Here is a 15,914-nt window from a genome sequence, read left to right as displayed (position 1 = left end):
ACTTGTACCACCAAATTGTTTTTGTCAAATATACTTGACAAAATGTAAATTATATTTTACAATAATTATTGGAGGTAAAGTGTAATGAAAAATAAGATAAAGTTTTTTAGGGCTTTAAATAATATAACCCAAGAAGAACTTGCAAAAAAAGTAGGAGTTTCAAGGCAAACTATAAATTATATAGAAAGAGGAAAATATGTGCCATCGGTATTACTTGCGTTGAAAATAGCTAGAGTTTTTAATTGTCAAGTTGAAGAGGTATTTATTTTAGAAGAAGGTGATTAAAATGAGAAAAGTTTTGTCTTTTTTTGAAATAGTATTGCTCTTTATAATCACATTTATGATTTCAATTAACAGATGGTTTTCTATTTTTTATCTTTTACCTATATTTTTTGAGTTATATAAAGATATGTTTTCTAAAGAGGTTGATGAATTTGAAAGGTTGGTAAGGTATAAAACGTCTAATATTGTATTATATATTGTTATTTGTATGTCTGTGACATTTTTGTTATTGGGATTATTTCCAACAAGGGATATTTATTATTTTTACATATTGTTTCCTTTACTTTTAAGAAGCCTATTGTATATAGGGTATTTTTATAGAAGAAAAAGAGTGATAAAAGTTACCGGATATACGTTATTTATAATGATATCAATTTTTATACTGTTATCTCATGGTTTTACAAAAGAGAGTTTGTTTGAGTGTGTTGTGCCTTTGTTAATATTAATTTCTACATGGGTTTCAATATACCACAGGTGGATTGGCGGTGTAATGTTCTTTGGATATTTTTTAGTATTTAGTTTTTATATCTTTAGAGGTACTTTAAATGTAGGGAAAGTACTTGTATATTCTTTGCTTGGAACTGTTTTGTTATTTTTGAGTGTTCAGTCTGTGAGAAAGGAGGAGGAAATATGAAAAGATATATATTATTGCTGTTGTTTTTTAGTGGAGTGATTTTGGCAAATGGATTTAGTTATATACTCGGAGTTGTGATTACTGGTACTGTTTTTCCTTATTTTGAAGTAAAGTACAATTTGGAAAAAACATCAATAGGTTGTTCAGTAGGAATGTCATTTGTAGAAGATGAAAAGAATGAATTTTACGATTTTTTATTGTCACCAAAAGTTAGTATATCATGCTTTCCTTTTAAACAATTTTTTATACAGGCTAATTTTCGAACGATAGTAGTGTTTCCGTATCAACAAAAGCAGTTATATCTCTTTGGTGCTGGGATAGGCTATGGAATACCTTTTAATAATGGAAAAATTAATTTTTTGTTATCTGAGAACATTTCATTGCCAATAAGTGCGGCAAGTGAGGTTAGTTGGCCTATACCTATATTAGAATGCGAATATGAGTTTTGAAAAAAATAAAAATGAGGGGGAATTCCCCTCATTTTTGATTTTAAACTTTAAAACCTTCCACACTTTTTTTGAGTTTTTGTACAATTTCTGAAATATCATTGGCTTTATCTTTTGCAGAAATAATTTCTTCACCTTGTTCGTTGATTGTTTGATTAATTTCTATCATATTTTGTGTTATTTCATCTATTAGTTTTGATATCTCTTTAATATTACTTGCCATTTCTTCAGCAGATGCACTTTGTTCTTGAGATACCGCGGCGAGATCTTCGGACTTTCTTGAAGTATTTTCTACGTTTTTTCTTATAACGATAAATTTTTCGTTCATCTTTTTCATCTTTTCAATTATTTCATTTATAGATGCTACCATTTTGCGGCTTGAATCAGCTGTTTCTTTTGATTCTTCCTTAATATTTCCAAGTTTTATGGAAATTTCCTGTGTGGATTTTTTAGCTTCTTCGGCAAGATTTCTAATTTCATCGGCAACTACCGCAAATCCCTTTCCCGCTTCACCCGCTCTTGCCGCTTCAATTGCCGCATTAAGTGCTAAAAGGTTTGTTTGTTCTGCTATTCCACTTATAACTCCCAATATATCACTTACCGCATTTGCAGATTTTTCGAGAATTTCAGATTTTTCTAGCATTTCATTTGATTCAAAGCTAACTACTTCTATATCTTTGTTTATTTCGTCAATGATTTCCATTCCATTTTTTGCTTCATCTAGGATTTCGTTCATGTTGTAGGATAATTCTGTTGCAGTTTCAGCAACAGATACAGCGGAATTTGCAACTTCCTGAACATCAGAGTCTATTTGACTTACACTTTCTTCAATTTCTTGAAGGTTGTTTGTGAATAAATCTGTTACTTTCATAATATTTTCTGATTTAACTCCTACATTATTGAGAAATTCTTTTAAATTGTTTACGGAAGAGGATACTTCTTTTGTGTTTGTAATAATTGATGTTGCTATGTTCTTAACAATTTCAATAAAAGCATTGAAGCTTTTGGCAATTTTTCCCAATTCATCATTTGTAACAACTGGTATTTGTTTTGTAAGATCAGCTTCCCCAGATTCAAGTTGTTTAAGTGTTTTAAGGAGATGTTTTAAAGGTTTGTAAATTGTATTTAAATAGATGAAAATAAAGAGTGCAACAATGGAAAAGCCTAATATAGTTAACCAAATTTGTATCTGTTTCATCCAAGAAACTTTTCGTTCGGCAAATTTTTGAAACAGAGAAACTGCGGTGTTCATTTCAGAAAGAAGTTTTTCGTTGTTGTCTATTATGTATTTTATTGCATCTTTATCTTTTCCGTTACTGTTTATAACTTTTTGAATTGCGTTTTTGAATGGTAAGAAAAGTTTTTCTACAACAATTAATTGGTTTTTGATTTCTTTGGTTCCTGCAGGTGGGATTTCTACGGAATTTTTCATGGCAAGATCTGTGTATGTTTTTCCTCCATCTTTTAATGCGTATAAAGTTGTTTCGAAAAGTTTCATAGTCTTTGAGAGTTTTTCTTTGTAACTCATGTCACCGTGTGAAATTATTAAAGATTCTTTGGACATTTTTTGTGTTAACATTCTTTGCCTTCCTGCTAAATTAACAATTAAAGAGTCAAATTTTTGAGAATTCGTTATTACATAAGTACTTATAAAGATTGTAAAGATTAGAAATGCCAAAATAATCATTGGAACTATTAGTTTTAGTATTATATGTTGCCTCATATAATCCCTCCTTTTAATTATTCTGAATATATTTTAACATATTTTTTGTGTAAATTTAACGTATGATTCAAACAAGTTTGACACAATTTTACACACGTAAATGTGTTTTATTATTTTTTATTTAAAAATTACTTTTAAAGGTTTTCCAAAAATAGGATTTTTATCCCATATATTGGAAAGAACTCTATGAGAAACTTTATTTATGTTAGTTCCGTCAACAATGTCTGTAGCATCCCAAATCCATACTTTTCTGTCTTTGTCAATTTTATCAAGTATTGCAACGTGATCCATGATGCCATCACCATTTACATCGAAAAAGATTAAATCTCCCTGTTTGGCGCTGTTTGCATCTTCTAATATGACGTTGTATTTAAACAAGGCATCTGCGCTAACGTCATATACAAGTTTTCCCTGATAGACAAAATGTTTGACACCAAGTTGATTATAAAGATAAACAATTAATCCAGAACAATCAAATCCATTTTTAGGATTTTGGCCACCCCAACGATATGGTATTCCTTCTAATGAAGGTAAAGTTTTAAACCATATTTCTTTGTCAGCATTTGTAATTGGAACTTGATGGAAATTTTGTGGTATGTGATTTGCTAGAAATATTCCAAAAATTAAGCCTAACACTAATCCAAGCACAAAGTAATTTTCCATTATTTTTCACTATCTCCTTATTGTTATTTGATTTTTTCTTCTATTTGAAGGCTACCATTTTTATTTTACCATTTACATATATGTGGTGGAGAAACTAAAATTGAAAAAACTAAACATCAAAAAAATCGAATTCCTATAGATAGGATACAAACATAACGTTGTAAGTTCTTTTTTGATAGGAAAATACACTTTTAATTAAGTAAACGTTTATTTACTTATCGGAAGTTTTCTAAAGGAATATAAATTTGCTTTTTTTCTTTTTGGAGTGATAAATAGCTTTTCATCTAAAATAGTTAAAGTGTTTGAATTTTAAGGGAATTAGAAGTATAACATGTATATAACATATAACGAATAACAAAAAACCTGGGCGTATGTTATATTGCCCAGGTTATTTCTTACGTTATGCATTTAAATTTTACTTAATGAAAACTTTATTGGTGTAGGATTTGCTAAGTTGTCTGAAACAGGGCATCTTTGCTCGACTTTTTTTAACCATTCATTTAATGTTTCTTCTGAAGCATTTGTTTCAAGGGAGAGAGAAACATTAATTTGGGTGAATCCAGTTCTATCTTCTGAAGGTTTTCCTAAAAATTTGTTTGGATTTAAATCTCCTTCGATATCTATTTTTATTTTTTTTAATTCAAAGCCCATTTCTTTTGCAACCAAATGACCTACAACATTTAAACAGCCTGCAAAAGCTGCTAGAAGATACTCAACGGGATTTGGACCTTCATCTTTTCCCCCGAGGTTTTCAGGTTCATCAATTGTCATTTTAAAATTCCTTGCAGTTACTAGTGTTTTGGTAAAATTTTCACTTTCTGCTGAAACTCCAAATTTTACAAATGCCATATTATCACCTCCTAATATTAATTATAATACTTATTTATAGTTAAGAAATGAATGAATAGTAATTTTTTTGTTGCAGTTAATAAATATATACATTGAATTATTGTTAAAAAAATCACAAGCGGTAATAACAATATAACTCGTATCCAGATTAATCGAAAAACTTTTTAGTTATACTAAAAATATTTTTTAAATTATCCCCGAAAATATCTTCCAAGACATCTATGTAAGAAATTTTTTGTAGACTTTCATCGGATTCAGCAAGGTTTTTAAGGTTATAGAAGATTTTGTTATCAAGTTTACCATTATCAACTTCCTTTTTTAAAATCAAAAGTGCTTTTTTGTATGGTAAAGCCTCTCTATATGGTCTAGGTTCAACCAATGCAGAATAATAATCTGCTATAGCTATTATCCGGTTGTAGACATTTAAATATTCTTCGGTTAATCCAAAAGGATAGCCTGAACCGTCCAATCTTTCATGGTGAGTCCCACATAATATGGCTAAATTTTCAAAATTAGAATTATTTAGCATATCAATAGTATCAATGATATGTTTTTTCATGATTAGTTGCTCTATTTCTGACAAAGGACTAGGCTTGTGCAAAATCTTAAGTGGAGTTTTTAATTTACCAAGATCATGCAAATAACCACCCATTTTTAAAATCATACCATCTGCTTTTCCCAAAATGCATTCACCTAATTTTTTAGAAACTTTTGAAACAAAAAAGACGTGATCTTTTGTTGTTGGACTTCTTATTTCTTGGAGCAATGCTATTATTTTGGTAAAATTTATGCTTTCTCTTAACGATAGATTTACTGAAAAATCTTTAAATGTTTCAAAATGCAGTTTGTTATCTAATAATTTGTCAATTATCTTGTAATTTTTAAGTATATTTAGGGAAACTTTTTTGATGTTTTCAGGCATTTTCATCTTTTCGATTTTTTGCCATAGGCTAGGAATAACTTCAGCGTAATCTTCAAAGTTTTTAATTTTGAAAAAATACCAAGAAATAATATCGGATAATTTAATAAGACTACCTATAAATCTTTCTTTAGTTTTATCAGAAAATTCGCTGTGATGATATTTTACCGCTTCAACTGCGTCATTTTCAAGAAATGTAATGTTTTTAATTAGATAATATGAAATTTTTGGATGTGTTTCTATGTTTTCTAAATTTTCTATTTTTGTGAGATCTCCATAATTTAACGAATTTATTAATTTTAATAATTCGTTTAGTGTGATAAATCCTATGTCATGAAAAAGACCAACGATGAAAACATCATCATAATTTGGTACTCCAAGTTCTTTTGCAAGAAGATAAGAAAACTTTGCAACATGTATTGAGTGTAATACAAAATCTCTATATTCGTTATAACCTATTTCTTTAAAAAGAAGAATAAAGTTTTTTAGCGTAAATCTCATTTGCCATCCTCCTAAACAATATTATAACATGTAATGAGAATCTTTTCTAATGTAATTAATAGACTTTCACATTGTATTTTTTTAATGTATAATTGACAAAAGGGGGGGTTACATGAAGAAGATAATTTTTGGTTTGGTTGCATTAATCTTTGGGTATTTTGTTTTTGTTTTTTTGGCAAGTGGATATGCTAAATGGTTTTTTAGTGGAATGTATAAAATAGAATCTGCAAATATAGAGCAAAAAATGGATAAAGATGGGGTATTTCACGTACATGAAATAATAACCTTTAAGATGAAAGAACCATTTAGGGGAGTATATAGAGAAGTACCTCAGAGTAGGGCGGTAAGTATAGAAAATGTAAAGCTTTGGATTGAAAATTTTGAAGGTGAATGGGTAGAGTTTTTAGAAAAAAATTCAAAAGGATTTAAAGCACGGGTTTGGATTTCAAGAACACCTATTTCACCTGAAAGGATGAAACGTGTAGTTTTGCATGTCGAATACGATGCAAAATATGTGTACGAAAAAGGAAAAGATGTTTCTCAAGTATTTAGGAAATTTTGGGGAGAAGATTGGAATTCACCTGTAGAAAACTTAGTAGCGCGATTTATTTTTCCGAAAAATGTAAGGCTCTTAAAAGTTTATTCACATCCCAAATTAAATGTACAAAAAAAAGGAAATGAATATATATTTAGGGCCAAAAATATCCCTCCTAATACGTTTTTAGAATCCCGATTTTTGATGGAGAAAATTCCCGTTAAATACCAGTATGAAAATCCCATGTTAACTTTAAAGTCGGTGGAAAAAATTGAAAATGATTTTACAAAAAAATATGTATTTTCGATATTTTTACCGCCTATAACTTTTGCAATGGTGGTTATTTTTTTGGGCTTAGTATTTAATTTTTTTGGAAAAGAAAAGAAAGTGTCGTATCAAGGTGTATATGAAAGGGAAATACCGTATCCAGATACACCTGATATAGTAAATGCAATAGTTATCAATCAACTAGGAAAAATAGATGAAAATGGAATCAACGCAGTTATCATGGATTTATACAGAAAAGGATTTTTAAATCTTGATAAGAAAGGATATATTGAAGTTTTGGAAAAAGAAGGTAATTTAAACTCAACAGAGGGTTATTTTTATCAATTTTTAAAAAGATATTCCAGAGATGGAATATTTTCATTTTCTGATTTAAAAAAAGCTCTATCAAAAGACAAAAAACTCGCAAAAGAATTTTTGGCCGATTTTAAGGTATATAAAACACTTGTTTTGGATGAAGCAAAGTCGAGAAATTACCTTTCGGTGAAGGGGACATATATTTCATACGTAATAGGGCTCATTTCCGTTATATCTTCTTTTCTTTATTTTCTTGTGTTTTTTAAACAAAACTTTCTCTATCAATTTGTTTTCTCAGGGTTGTTGTTTTTAACAGGTGGTATTACCTTTATATTACCTAGAGATGTTTTTGGAAGTTGGTCTAAAGAAGGTAGGAAATATTATCTAAAGTGGATCAATTTTATGAGATTTTTGGAAGATTATTCAGCACTTTCCATGTATCCGCCAGAATCAGTTATTTTGTGGGAAGATTATTTAGTTTATGCAACAGCACTTGGTATAGCAGACAAAGTAGAAAAACATTTGAAAAAAGTAGCACCAAAAGAATTTGAAGAAAGTCGGTTATACTATTATCCGTATATGGGCTTTGGTAGACAATTTGTGGTTATGTCTACAGTTGCAACGAGTGCCGTTTCATCATCTTCGTCCAATACGTTTAGTGGTGGAGCAGGAGGTGTGGGTGGTGGCTCCGGTGGCGGAGGCGGCGGAGCATTTTAAAAAATGGAGGTGGAGATTTTGATTTGGGTAATTTTGATTGTTGCATTTATTGTTGTGTTATACAACAATTTGGTTAAATTGAAAAAGTTAGTGGAAAATGCCTGGAGTCAAATCGATGTACAATTAAAAAGGAGACACGATTTGATACCAAATCTTGTCAATTCTGTAAAGGGGTATATGAAATTTGAACAGGAGACGTTGGAAAAAGTTATGAAAGCTAGAGCCGCTGCTATTTCTAGCAAAGATATGAATGAAAAGATAAAAAGTGAGAATGAAATTACAGGTCTTCTATCAAGACTTTTTGCACTTGTGGAAAATTATCCCGAGTTAAAGGCAAATGAAAATGTAAAGCAATTAATGGAGGAACTAAAAAAAACAGAGGATAAAATAGCATATGCAAGGCAATTTTACAACGATATAGTTATGAAATACAACACAAGAATCTCAGTCTTTCCAACAAATATAGTTGCAAAGATGTTTAATTTTAAAGAGGCATCATTTTTTAAAATTGAAGAAGTGGAAAGGGAAGTTCCAAATGTAGATATTTAAAAAAAGAGTGTGGGGGGTGTCCTTTTGAAAACGGTGGTTGTTTTAGATTATGGTTCACAGTACACACAACTTATTGTCAGAAGAATCAGGGAAAAAGGTTATTATGCAGAACTTTTACCTTGGGATGCAACAGAAGAAGATGTAAATTCTTTGAATCCTTCTTCTGTTATACTTTCCGGTGGACCATCGAGTGTATATGAAAAAGATGCACCTTATGTTCCAGATTTTATTTTAAGTTTAAAAGTACCCATATTGGGAATTTGTTATGGTCTTCAGGCATTAGTTCACAAGTTTGGAGGAAAGGTGGAAAAATCAGAAAAAAGGGAATTTGGTCATGCAGTTTTAAAGGTGAAAAAAGATCCTTTATTTGAAGGATTACCCGAAAAGTTTGATGTTTGGATGAGTCATTCAGATAGGGTTGAAAAACTTCCAGAAGATTTCTACGTTATTGGTGAAAGTGAAAATTCACCATTTGCCGCTGTGAGAAATAAAGAGGGAACAATTTACGGGGTGCAATTTCACCCGGAAGTGACACATACACAATTTGGAAGTAAGATTTTGGAAAATTTTGTCTCAAAAATAGCAAAAATGCATAAAAATTGGCAGATGAGTGACTTTGTAAAAGAAAAAATAGAAGAAATAAGGCAAGTTGTGGGAAATGATAAAGTTATACTTGGTTTGTCTGGTGGAGTAGATTCATCTGTAGTTGCAATGCTTTTACATAAAGCAATTGGGAAAAATTCCATTCCAATTTTTGTTGATACGGGGCTTTTGAGGTTAAATGAAAGGGAAGAAGTGGAAAAAAATTTTAGAAATTTGGGAATAGAGATATTCGTTGTAGACGCAAAAGAAAGATTTTTGAGTGCTTTGGAAGGAGTGGAAGATCCTGAAGAAAAAAGAAAGATAATTGGTCATACTTTCATAGATATTTTTTATGAAACTTCCATGAGTCTACTTAAGGAACATGGAAATATTAGATATCTGGCACAAGGAACGTTATACCCCGATATTATTGAAAGTAAAGTAAGTGAAAGAAAATCTGCGGCAAAGATAAAGACACATCACAACGTAGGGGGGCTCCCTGAGAAATTACCTTTTAAAATAATAGAACCTTTGAGGTATCTTTTCAAAGACGAAGTAAGAAAATTGGGAAAGATATTGGGTTTACCAGATGATATGATTAATAGACATCCATTTCCTGGACCAGGACTTGCCGTAAGAATAGTGGGAAAGATCACAAAAAGTGCTGTTGAAATACTACAACAAGCAGATTACATATTTATAGAAGAATTGAAGAAAAATGGTTTGTATGAGAAAGTTTGGCAGGCATTTGCCGTGTTTCTTCCCGTAAAATCTGTGGGGGTTATGGGAGATTATAGAACTTATGAAAATGTAATAGCATTAAGGGCGGTAAATAGTTTTGATGGTATGACTGCAGATTGGTCAAAACTACCACATGAATTTTTAAATAAAGTTGCAAAAAGAATAATAAATGAGGTTGAAGGAGTAAATAGAGTAGTTTACGATATTACCTCAAAACCACCTGCAACCATAGAATGGGAGTAGTATAACACCCCGCTGGGGTGTTATACTATTTCAAGTATGAATTTATCAGATTTTTCAATAGTGGTCTTTTCTTTAAATCTAATTGGAAATTTAAAGATAGGTCCATCATATACAAAGGTGTGGTATTCTCCATTTTCACCACATATATCTATCCCTATTTTTTCAAATTCTTCTATTAAATCTAATGACAAGTCCCTACCTAGAAAATTTTTGAGTTCTTTTTTAATGGATATTATTTTTGCTTTGAATCCAAGCAAGAGAAACTCTTTAACTATGTCTTTTCTTTTACGTTGCCAAAGGGGTTCAAATACTTTTACGTTTTTCTTTGAACATACGTTTTTTACCCAATCTAAGTGTGCTTGTAAATCAATATCTCCAAATATTCCAATACCATTGTATGCGTATTCTTCTAGAAATTTAAGAAAGTTTTTTTCATAATTTTCCCAGCTACTACTTTTAGTTATAAGTGGTAGCCCCAAGCTTTTTGCTTGTTGCTGCAAAATGTGTTTCTGTAGGCCGTGTGCCCTTGAATGGACGTTATCTTCTGATAACATTGTAAAGAGATAATCAATCGTTGTGAATTTTTTAAGACCGTAGTACAAGGCAAGTGTAGAATCTTTTCCACCACTCCATGAGCAAAATACTTTTCCCATTTTATTGATCGCTTCCTTTTGAAACATTTGCAGATTCAAATGTAGCCATTTCCCTTATCATTTTTATCGCAGCTTCAATTAGGTACATAGAAAGTACCGCACCTGTACCTTCTCCAAGACGCATATCTAAATCCAAAATAGGTCTTTCGTTTATTGAATCTAGTATTACTTTATGTCCTTTTACTTTGGACTTATGACCAAAGAGGACGTAATCTTTTACCTTTTTATCTATATGATATGCTATGAGAAATCCCGCTGTAGTGGAAAAACCGTCTATAATTACTGGTATTTTTTCTTCAACTGCTTGGAGTATAAATCCCGCCATTTCTCCTATGCAATAGCTTCCCACTTTTGAAAGGACGTCTATGGAATCTGATGGATTGGGATTGTTTACTTTTAGCGCCATTTCCACAACTTGTTTTTTTCTTTTTAGTTTTTCGTTGTCTATAGGGGTGCCTATATCTAGTATTTCATCTAGATTAAACCCAAAAGCAGCTGAAATTGCAGTTGCAGTGGTGGTGTTTCCTATACCCATATCGCCTATAGCCAGTAAATCTGCTCCATCATTAATTGCATCTTTTGCAATCTTTTGTCCATACTCTAAGGATTTTAACGCGTCATCTTTTGACATAGCAGGACCTTTTGTGAAATTTTTTGTGCCATATCCTACTTTCTTTACTATTAAAGATGGATGTTGGTCAAAATCATAGTCAACTCCTGCATCAACAACATAGACTTTTGCCCCCACGTGTTTTGAAAAAACGTTAATTGCCGCTCCTTGGTTTAAGAAGTTAAAGACCATTTGAAAGGTTACTTCTTTTGGATATGCCGAAACTTTCTCTTCTACCACTCCATGATCTCCTGCAAATACGTAAACCCTTTTGTCGTTAAAAAGTTCTGGAAGTTCTTTTCCTTGGATAAGAGAAATTTTTAATGCTATTTCTTCTAAGTATCCAAGACTTCCTACAGGCTTTGTAAGGTTGTTTAGTCTGTTGATAACTTTCTCTCTAAGTGTCATTTTATCCCCTCCTATAAACAAAAACTTCCACAAAAAGCCCTGAGCTTTTGTGGAATTTATACATCCAAGATAGGTTTCCCGGCTCCCGGATCATCCTACTTTCTGCACCTTCCCAGGTTTTCCCCAGTGGTATTTGCAGATTTCGTCCCCGGTTACGGTTGCTGGGCAGCCCCGGATTTTCACCGGTGTTCCCTTTTCTTGGATGTTTTTAGTATAAATTTTCTCTAAAATTATACCACAGTATCTATAATATTTAGGTCTTGATTTAGTAACACAAATTTAGCATCATATCCTATTTTGATCCGTCCTGTGTCTATTTTTAAATTTTTAAGTGCGTTAGAAGAAGATACCCATGAGAGTTCTTTTAGAGAGCAATTGGTGGCCTTTTTGAATTTTTTGAGTCCATCTATAAATTTTAGGGTGCTTCCTGCAAGGGTACCATCTTCAAGCCTTGCTATATTATCTTTTACCTTTACAAGAAGATTTCCCAGTGTGTAAATGCCATCGCCAAGTCCTGTGGCTGATATACTATCTGTGATAAGGATAATTTTTTTTGCACCTAGTGTTTGGTATACTAATTTTAAAAATTCAGGAGATGAATGTACAAAATCTGCAATTATCTCAACGTACGGTTTGTGTAAAAAAACACCACCTACTATACCAATTTCCCTGTGGTGCAATGTAGTAAGTGCATTTGGGAAATGCGTAACTCTATTAACTCCAAGGTTAATGAATTCTTTGAAAATATCGTAATTTGCATTTGAATGTCCAATTGAAGGAACTATATTGTTTTTTCTTAATTTTTCCAGTAGATCCTTTGAATTTGGAAGTTCTGGTGCAAAACTTAAAATTTTTACATTTTTAAGTTGCGGAAGTGCATCGTTAAATGATTGTATATATGCTTTGTTTTGAGCTCCCGCTTTCTTTTTATTTAAAAAAGGTCCTTCAAAGTGCAGTCCTAAAAGAGAAGGATGCGTGGCATTTGAAAAATTTTGTGTTACATTATTTAGTACTTCAAAAGAATGAGAAACGGTAGTTGGAAGAAGATATGTAACACCATTAGACAGAACCTTATTCCCCCAAATGTTAAAATCTTTATCTGTTGCAGTCATACAATCTATTCCCATGTATCCATGTGTGTGTGTATCAACAAATCCTGGCATTAATAAAAGTTTGGGAGTACAGTCGTATTTTTTTACATTTATTATCTTTTTATCAAACTCCACATCTCCTGTAAATTCTCCTTCAATTGGATCAACTATGAGTGCTTTTTCTATTATCATATAATACCTCCTATATTTTCACGCTTTTTGATAAATTTTCAGGTCTATCTGGGTTTAACCCCTCTGATATAGCCTTTTTGTAGGCTAGTATTTGCAAGAAAATAACCCTCAATGGAGTTTCAAATCCGCTATTGTATTTAATATCTATATCTCCATCTTTTCCTAAATATATAACTTTGGAGTATTTTTCCAAATCTTTCTTTAATGCGTATTCGTATTTTGTGTCTTTTGAATTAATGATCACTAATGTTTTGTCGGTTAATTTGGAAATAGGTCCGTGTCTATATTCTAAGGGTTCGTGAAATTCTACAAATTGTTTTGCCATCTCTTGTATTTTTAATGCCCCCTCTTTTGATATACCATATTCTTCGTCAAAGCCTAGAAATACAAAATGATTGTATTTTTTTAAATCTATTTTTTCAAGATAATCGTTACTTTTCTCGATTATTTTCTTTGCTATGTTTGAGATTTCTCCATTTTTTATCAAAAAATATAAAATAGCCGTAAATGATCCAGTCATTACTATACTTTCCTCGTGAAGAAAATCAAAAGTAAAGGTTTGATCACATACTTTTTCAAGTGATGAATTTTTTTCGCAAGTTATACCTACTGTAAATATACCGTTTTTCTTGAACTTTTCTGCGGAAAGTACTGTTTCGGTTGACTCTCCTGTTCGAGAGATAAATATTCCAATATCGCATTTTGGTGTGTAATCCAAAGCGAGAATTTTACCACCAGTTAGAGTTTCCGAATTAACTTTTAGTATTTTTGAGGCGGTAAAGGCAAGATTATACGATGAACCACAACCTACAAATGCGTATTTTTTGTTGTTTGAAAATTTAATAGAATAGTTTTCTGTTTTTTTCAAAAGTTCAGGTGTACGCATTATTTCATTATATGTGTAATTCATCCCTTTAGAGCCCCCTTTGTGATACCAGAGATTATATGTTTTTGAAAAGCTAAAAAGATAATTATAACTGGTATTCCGATTATAGAAGAAGCGGCCATGAGTCTTGGCCAGTCTATTTGGTTTAGTTTTTGATACAGCGCAAGACCTACTTGAACGGTTCTCATTTCACGTGAATTTGTCATGACTAATGGATAGAAGAGCTCGTTCCAACTTGAGATAAATGTATTGATAGCCATTACTGCAATTGCAGGTTTTGACAGTGGAAATACAATTTTGAAGAGTATTTGAAATGTATTTGCCCCATCTACGTATGCAGCTTGTTCAAGTTCAACTGGTAGTTGCTCTATATATTGTTTTAATAAAAACACACTAAATGGTGTAACAAGCTTAGGTATAGTAAGTGCAAAATATGTATCTATCCATCCTATATTTTTCATAAGTATGAATATGGGAATTATTGTAATTTGTGGTGGTATCATCATTGTCATTAAAATTATTGAAAAAAGTAAATTTTTTCCCCGAAAATTTCTCCTTGCAAATGCATATGCTACCATTGTTGAAAATATAATGTTTCCTATTACTACAATTGTTGAAACAATAAAACTGTTTAGTATGTATCTTGTAAACATATCTTCTTTTAATACATTTACAAAATTTAATAATGTGGGGAATTGGTAAATAAGTTTTACATCATCAAGGTAATGTTTATCTGAAAAGTGAAAAACTATTTTAGATACGTATTTTAAATTAATTTCACCAAAGTTAGTTAAAATATATTTTTTCCAATCTTTACTTCCGGAAAATTCTTTTCTTACACTTTTTCCAAAAGCATCGAATATTTCTAGGGAAAATTTTTCCTTTCCTTTTGCCCAGAATTCTAATTGTTTTGCAACACGCATGTCGAGTTTATTTGTCAATAGAACTATTGTTCCATTTGCTAATATTGATTTTGTACTTTGAGGGGAGTCATTAACTAATGTGAATTGACCGTTTAATTTTCTTCTTAAATAACTTTTGTATTTTATCTCAAAATCATTTATATACCTTTCCTTTATTACCTTTGTAAGGTTACCGCTAGGTATAATTGCAGTGTAAAACATGGATAGCATGGGAAATAATGAAATAAACAAAAGTCCAAACATTATCACAAGAAATATAGCTTTTTTCATATGTTTTCACTCCTGAGTAATCTACCTTGTATTAGAGTAATAGTAAGTATTATAAGCACTAAGATATATGCTATTGCAGAGGCATACCCCATTTCAAAGTTTCTAAATCCCACTATGTAGAGATAATGTACTATTGTTTGTGTGGCATTCATCGGGCCTCCACCTGTCATTGTAAATATTTCCGAGAAAATTTGGAAAGAACGTATAGTATTTAACGCTATGACAAAGTATAAAGTTGGTTTTAAAAGTGGAAGCGTTATTTTAAAAAACATTTTGCTTTTACTTGCGCCGTCTATTTCTGCTGCTTCGTATAATTGTTCGGGAATACTTTGAAGACCTGCAAGAAATAGTATGGTATAATATCCAATAGCTGCCCAAATATCCATGATCATTATGGAAAATAGAGCTGTTTTTGTATGTGCAAGCCAGCTTGTGGGAATAGGAGAACTTCCAAATAATTCGAGCATTTTGTTGAAAAAGCCATCAGCACTGTAAAGGTACATCCATGTAGTTGATATAACTACCATGGAAATTACAGATGGAAGGAAAAATCCTGCTTTAAATAAATCTTTTAAAGGTAGAAATTTACTGTTTATTAAAACTGCAAGCAGTAATGAAAATGTTGTTGTAAATGGAATTGTACCGACTACAAATATAACAGTATTTTTAAGGGCTTTTAAGAATATTTCATCTTGGAAAGCGCGAATGTAATTTTTTAAACCAACAAAATCAAATTCTGGACTTAAAGCAGAATAATTTGTAAAACTCATGAAGAAAGAGCGTAATATGGGAAATAAGCCAAATATTGCAAATAATATTAAAAAAGGAGATAATAAAAAGAACGTTTCAATTTTGTTTTTTGTTTTTTTCTTCAATCCAATCACCCCAGAACCCCCTGCCATTTAGGCAGGGGAT

Annotated in this window: 16 protein-coding genes and 1 riboswitch; of the genes, 6 read left to right on the top strand and 10 right to left on the bottom strand. The window is 31.3% G+C overall.

Going from position 1 to position 15,914, the window contains the following annotated elements:
• The first annotated feature begins 84 nt into the window (after nt 1–84).
• From AS157_RS03725 to AS157_RS03715, 3 genes are read left to right on the top strand one after another with little or no spacing between them, the layout of a single operon-like run.
• Entirely contained in the window at nt 85–285 is a 201-nt protein-coding gene (locus AS157_RS03725; protein ID WP_075665874.1) for a helix-turn-helix transcriptional regulator, read from the top strand.
• 1 nt (nt 286) lies between these two features.
• Nucleotides 287–916: a hypothetical protein gene (locus tag AS157_RS03720; protein WP_077289326.1), complete on the top strand. Its 630-nt coding sequence runs from the start codon at nt 287–289 to the stop codon at nt 914–916.
• The gene (locus AS157_RS03715) at nt 913–1,365 is read left to right on the top strand and encodes a hypothetical protein (protein WP_077289327.1); all 453 of its coding nucleotides are present in this window, start codon (nt 913–915) and stop codon (nt 1,363–1,365) included. The genes AS157_RS03720 and AS157_RS03715 overlap by 4 nt, the downstream gene beginning before the upstream one ends.
• Nucleotides 1,366–1,405: 40 nt before the next feature.
• On the opposite strand, the gene AS157_RS03710 is transcribed toward AS157_RS03715, so the two are convergent.
• The 4 genes from AS157_RS03710 to AS157_RS03695 form a co-directional block, all read right to left on the bottom strand.
• Nucleotides 1,406–3,085 carry a methyl-accepting chemotaxis protein gene (locus AS157_RS03710; RefSeq protein ID WP_077289328.1) on the bottom strand — a complete coding sequence of 560 codons (1,680 nt, stop codon included), beginning with the start codon at nt 3,083–3,085 and terminating at the stop codon, nt 1,406–1,408.
• Nucleotides 3,086–3,202: 117 nt separating this feature from the next.
• Nucleotides 3,203–3,748, bottom strand: coding sequence for a C40 family peptidase (locus AS157_RS03705; protein WP_077289329.1), 546 nt, complete (start codon nt 3,746–3,748; stop codon nt 3,203–3,205).
• Nucleotides 3,749–4,156: 408 nt separating this feature from the next.
• Nucleotides 4,157–4,597, bottom strand: a complete 441-nt coding sequence (locus tag AS157_RS03700; RefSeq protein WP_077289330.1) for an OsmC family protein — start codon at nt 4,595–4,597, stop codon at nt 4,157–4,159.
• 148 nt (nt 4,598–4,745) lie between these two features.
• On the bottom strand, nt 4,746–6,017 hold the full coding sequence (locus AS157_RS03695; protein WP_077289331.1) for an HD domain-containing phosphohydrolase: 1,272 nt from the start codon (nt 6,015–6,017) through the stop codon (nt 4,746–4,748).
• Between the two features lie 112 nt (nt 6,018–6,129).
• Here AS157_RS03695 and AS157_RS03690 point away from each other — a divergent pair, with 112 nt between their 5' ends.
• The 3 genes from AS157_RS03690 to guaA are packed head-to-tail and all read left to right on the top strand — an operon-like array spanning nt 6,130 to nt 9,966.
• Nucleotides 6,130–7,851, top strand: a complete 1,722-nt coding sequence (locus tag AS157_RS03690) for a DUF2207 domain-containing protein (RefSeq protein WP_077289332.1) — start codon at nt 6,130–6,132, stop codon at nt 7,849–7,851.
• 9 nt (nt 7,852–7,860) lie between these two features.
• Entirely contained in the window at nt 7,861–8,400 is a 540-nt protein-coding gene (locus AS157_RS03685; protein WP_231450333.1) for a LemA family protein, read from the top strand.
• A gap of 24 nt (nt 8,401–8,424) precedes the next feature.
• Nucleotides 8,425–9,966, top strand: coding sequence for a glutamine-hydrolyzing GMP synthase (gene guaA / locus AS157_RS03680; RefSeq protein WP_077289334.1), 1,542 nt, complete (start codon nt 8,425–8,427; stop codon nt 9,964–9,966).
• A 20-nt stretch (nt 9,967–9,986) separates the two neighbouring features.
• Here guaA and AS157_RS03675 read toward each other — a convergent pair whose 3' ends face one another.
• From AS157_RS03675 to AS157_RS03650, 6 genes are all read right to left on the bottom strand, one after another.
• Nucleotides 9,987–10,619, bottom strand: a complete 633-nt coding sequence (locus tag AS157_RS03675; protein ID WP_077289335.1) for a Dph6-related ATP pyrophosphatase — start codon at nt 10,617–10,619, stop codon at nt 9,987–9,989.
• Nucleotide 10,620: 1 nt separating this feature from the next.
• Entirely contained in the window at nt 10,621–11,637 is a 1,017-nt protein-coding gene (gene cobT, locus AS157_RS03670; protein ID WP_077289336.1) for a nicotinate-nucleotide--dimethylbenzimidazole phosphoribosyltransferase, read from the bottom strand.
• Between the two features lie 51 nt (nt 11,638–11,688).
• Nucleotides 11,689–11,889, bottom strand: a riboswitch (cobalamin riboswitch).
• Nucleotides 11,868–12,920: an N-acetylglucosamine-6-phosphate deacetylase gene (gene nagA / locus AS157_RS03665; RefSeq protein ID WP_214494964.1), complete on the bottom strand. Its 1,053-nt coding sequence runs from the start codon at nt 12,918–12,920 to the stop codon at nt 11,868–11,870. It overlaps the preceding riboswitch by 22 nt.
• Nucleotides 12,921–12,930: 10 nt before the next feature.
• Complete coding sequence (locus tag AS157_RS03660; RefSeq protein ID WP_077289337.1) at nt 12,931–13,830, bottom strand: SIS domain-containing protein; 900 nt, start codon at nt 13,828–13,830, stop codon at nt 12,931–12,933.
• Nucleotides 13,827–14,999 carry a carbohydrate ABC transporter permease gene (locus tag AS157_RS03655; RefSeq protein WP_077289338.1) on the bottom strand — a complete coding sequence of 391 codons (1,173 nt, stop codon included), beginning with the start codon at nt 14,997–14,999 and terminating at the stop codon, nt 13,827–13,829. The genes AS157_RS03660 and AS157_RS03655 overlap by 4 nt, the downstream gene beginning before the upstream one ends.
• Nucleotides 14,996–15,883, bottom strand: coding sequence for a carbohydrate ABC transporter permease (locus AS157_RS03650; protein ID WP_077289339.1), 888 nt, complete (start codon nt 15,881–15,883; stop codon nt 14,996–14,998). Before AS157_RS03650 ends, AS157_RS03655 begins: the two co-directional genes overlap by 4 nt.
• Nucleotides 15,884–15,914: the final 31 nt, after the last annotated feature.

Origin of the sequence: Thermosipho sp. 1244 (assembly GCF_018588215.1) — a bacterium.
In the GTDB taxonomy this organism is placed as follows: Bacteria; Thermotogota; Thermotogae; order Thermotogales; family Fervidobacteriaceae; genus Thermosipho; species Thermosipho affectus.
This window is presented reverse-complemented; position numbering and strand designations above follow the sequence as displayed.

Bases quoted from the DNA above. Each gene is read 5' to 3' on its own strand.
- AS157_RS03700 (WP_077289330.1), bottom strand. From the start codon at position 4,597: ATGGCATTTGTAAAATTTGGAGTTTCAGCAGAAAGTGAAAATTTTACC.
- AS157_RS03660 (WP_077289337.1), bottom strand. From the start codon at position 13,830: ATGAATTACACATATAATGAAATAATGCGTACACCTGAACTTTTGAAA.
- AS157_RS03720 (WP_077289326.1), top strand. From the start codon at position 287: ATGAGAAAAGTTTTGTCTTTTTTTGAAATAGTATTGCTCTTTATAATC.
- AS157_RS03695 (WP_077289331.1), bottom strand. From the start codon at position 6,017: ATGAGATTTACGCTAAAAAACTTTATTCTTCTTTTTAAAGAAATAGGT.
- AS157_RS03715 (WP_077289327.1), top strand. From the start codon at position 913: ATGAAAAGATATATATTATTGCTGTTGTTTTTTAGTGGAGTGATTTTG.
- AS157_RS03725 (WP_075665874.1), top strand. From the start codon at position 85: ATGAAAAATAAGATAAAGTTTTTTAGGGCTTTAAATAATATAACCCAA.
- AS157_RS03705 (WP_077289329.1), bottom strand. From the start codon at position 3,748: ATGGAAAATTACTTTGTGCTTGGATTAGTGTTAGGCTTAATTTTTGGA.
- AS157_RS03655 (WP_077289338.1), bottom strand. From the start codon at position 14,999: ATGAAAAAAGCTATATTTCTTGTGATAATGTTTGGACTTTTGTTTATT.
- AS157_RS03710 (WP_077289328.1), bottom strand. From the start codon at position 3,085: ATGAGGCAACATATAATACTAAAACTAATAGTTCCAATGATTATTTTG.
- AS157_RS03675 (WP_077289335.1), bottom strand. From the start codon at position 10,619: ATGGGAAAAGTATTTTGCTCATGGAGTGGTGGAAAAGATTCTACACTT.
- cobT (WP_077289336.1), bottom strand. From the start codon at position 11,637: ATGACACTTAGAGAGAAAGTTATCAACAGACTAAACAACCTTACAAAG.
- AS157_RS03690 (WP_077289332.1), top strand. From the start codon at position 6,130: ATGAAGAAGATAATTTTTGGTTTGGTTGCATTAATCTTTGGGTATTTT.
- nagA (WP_214494964.1), bottom strand. From the start codon at position 12,920: ATGATAATAGAAAAAGCACTCATAGTTGATCCAATTGAAGGAGAATTT.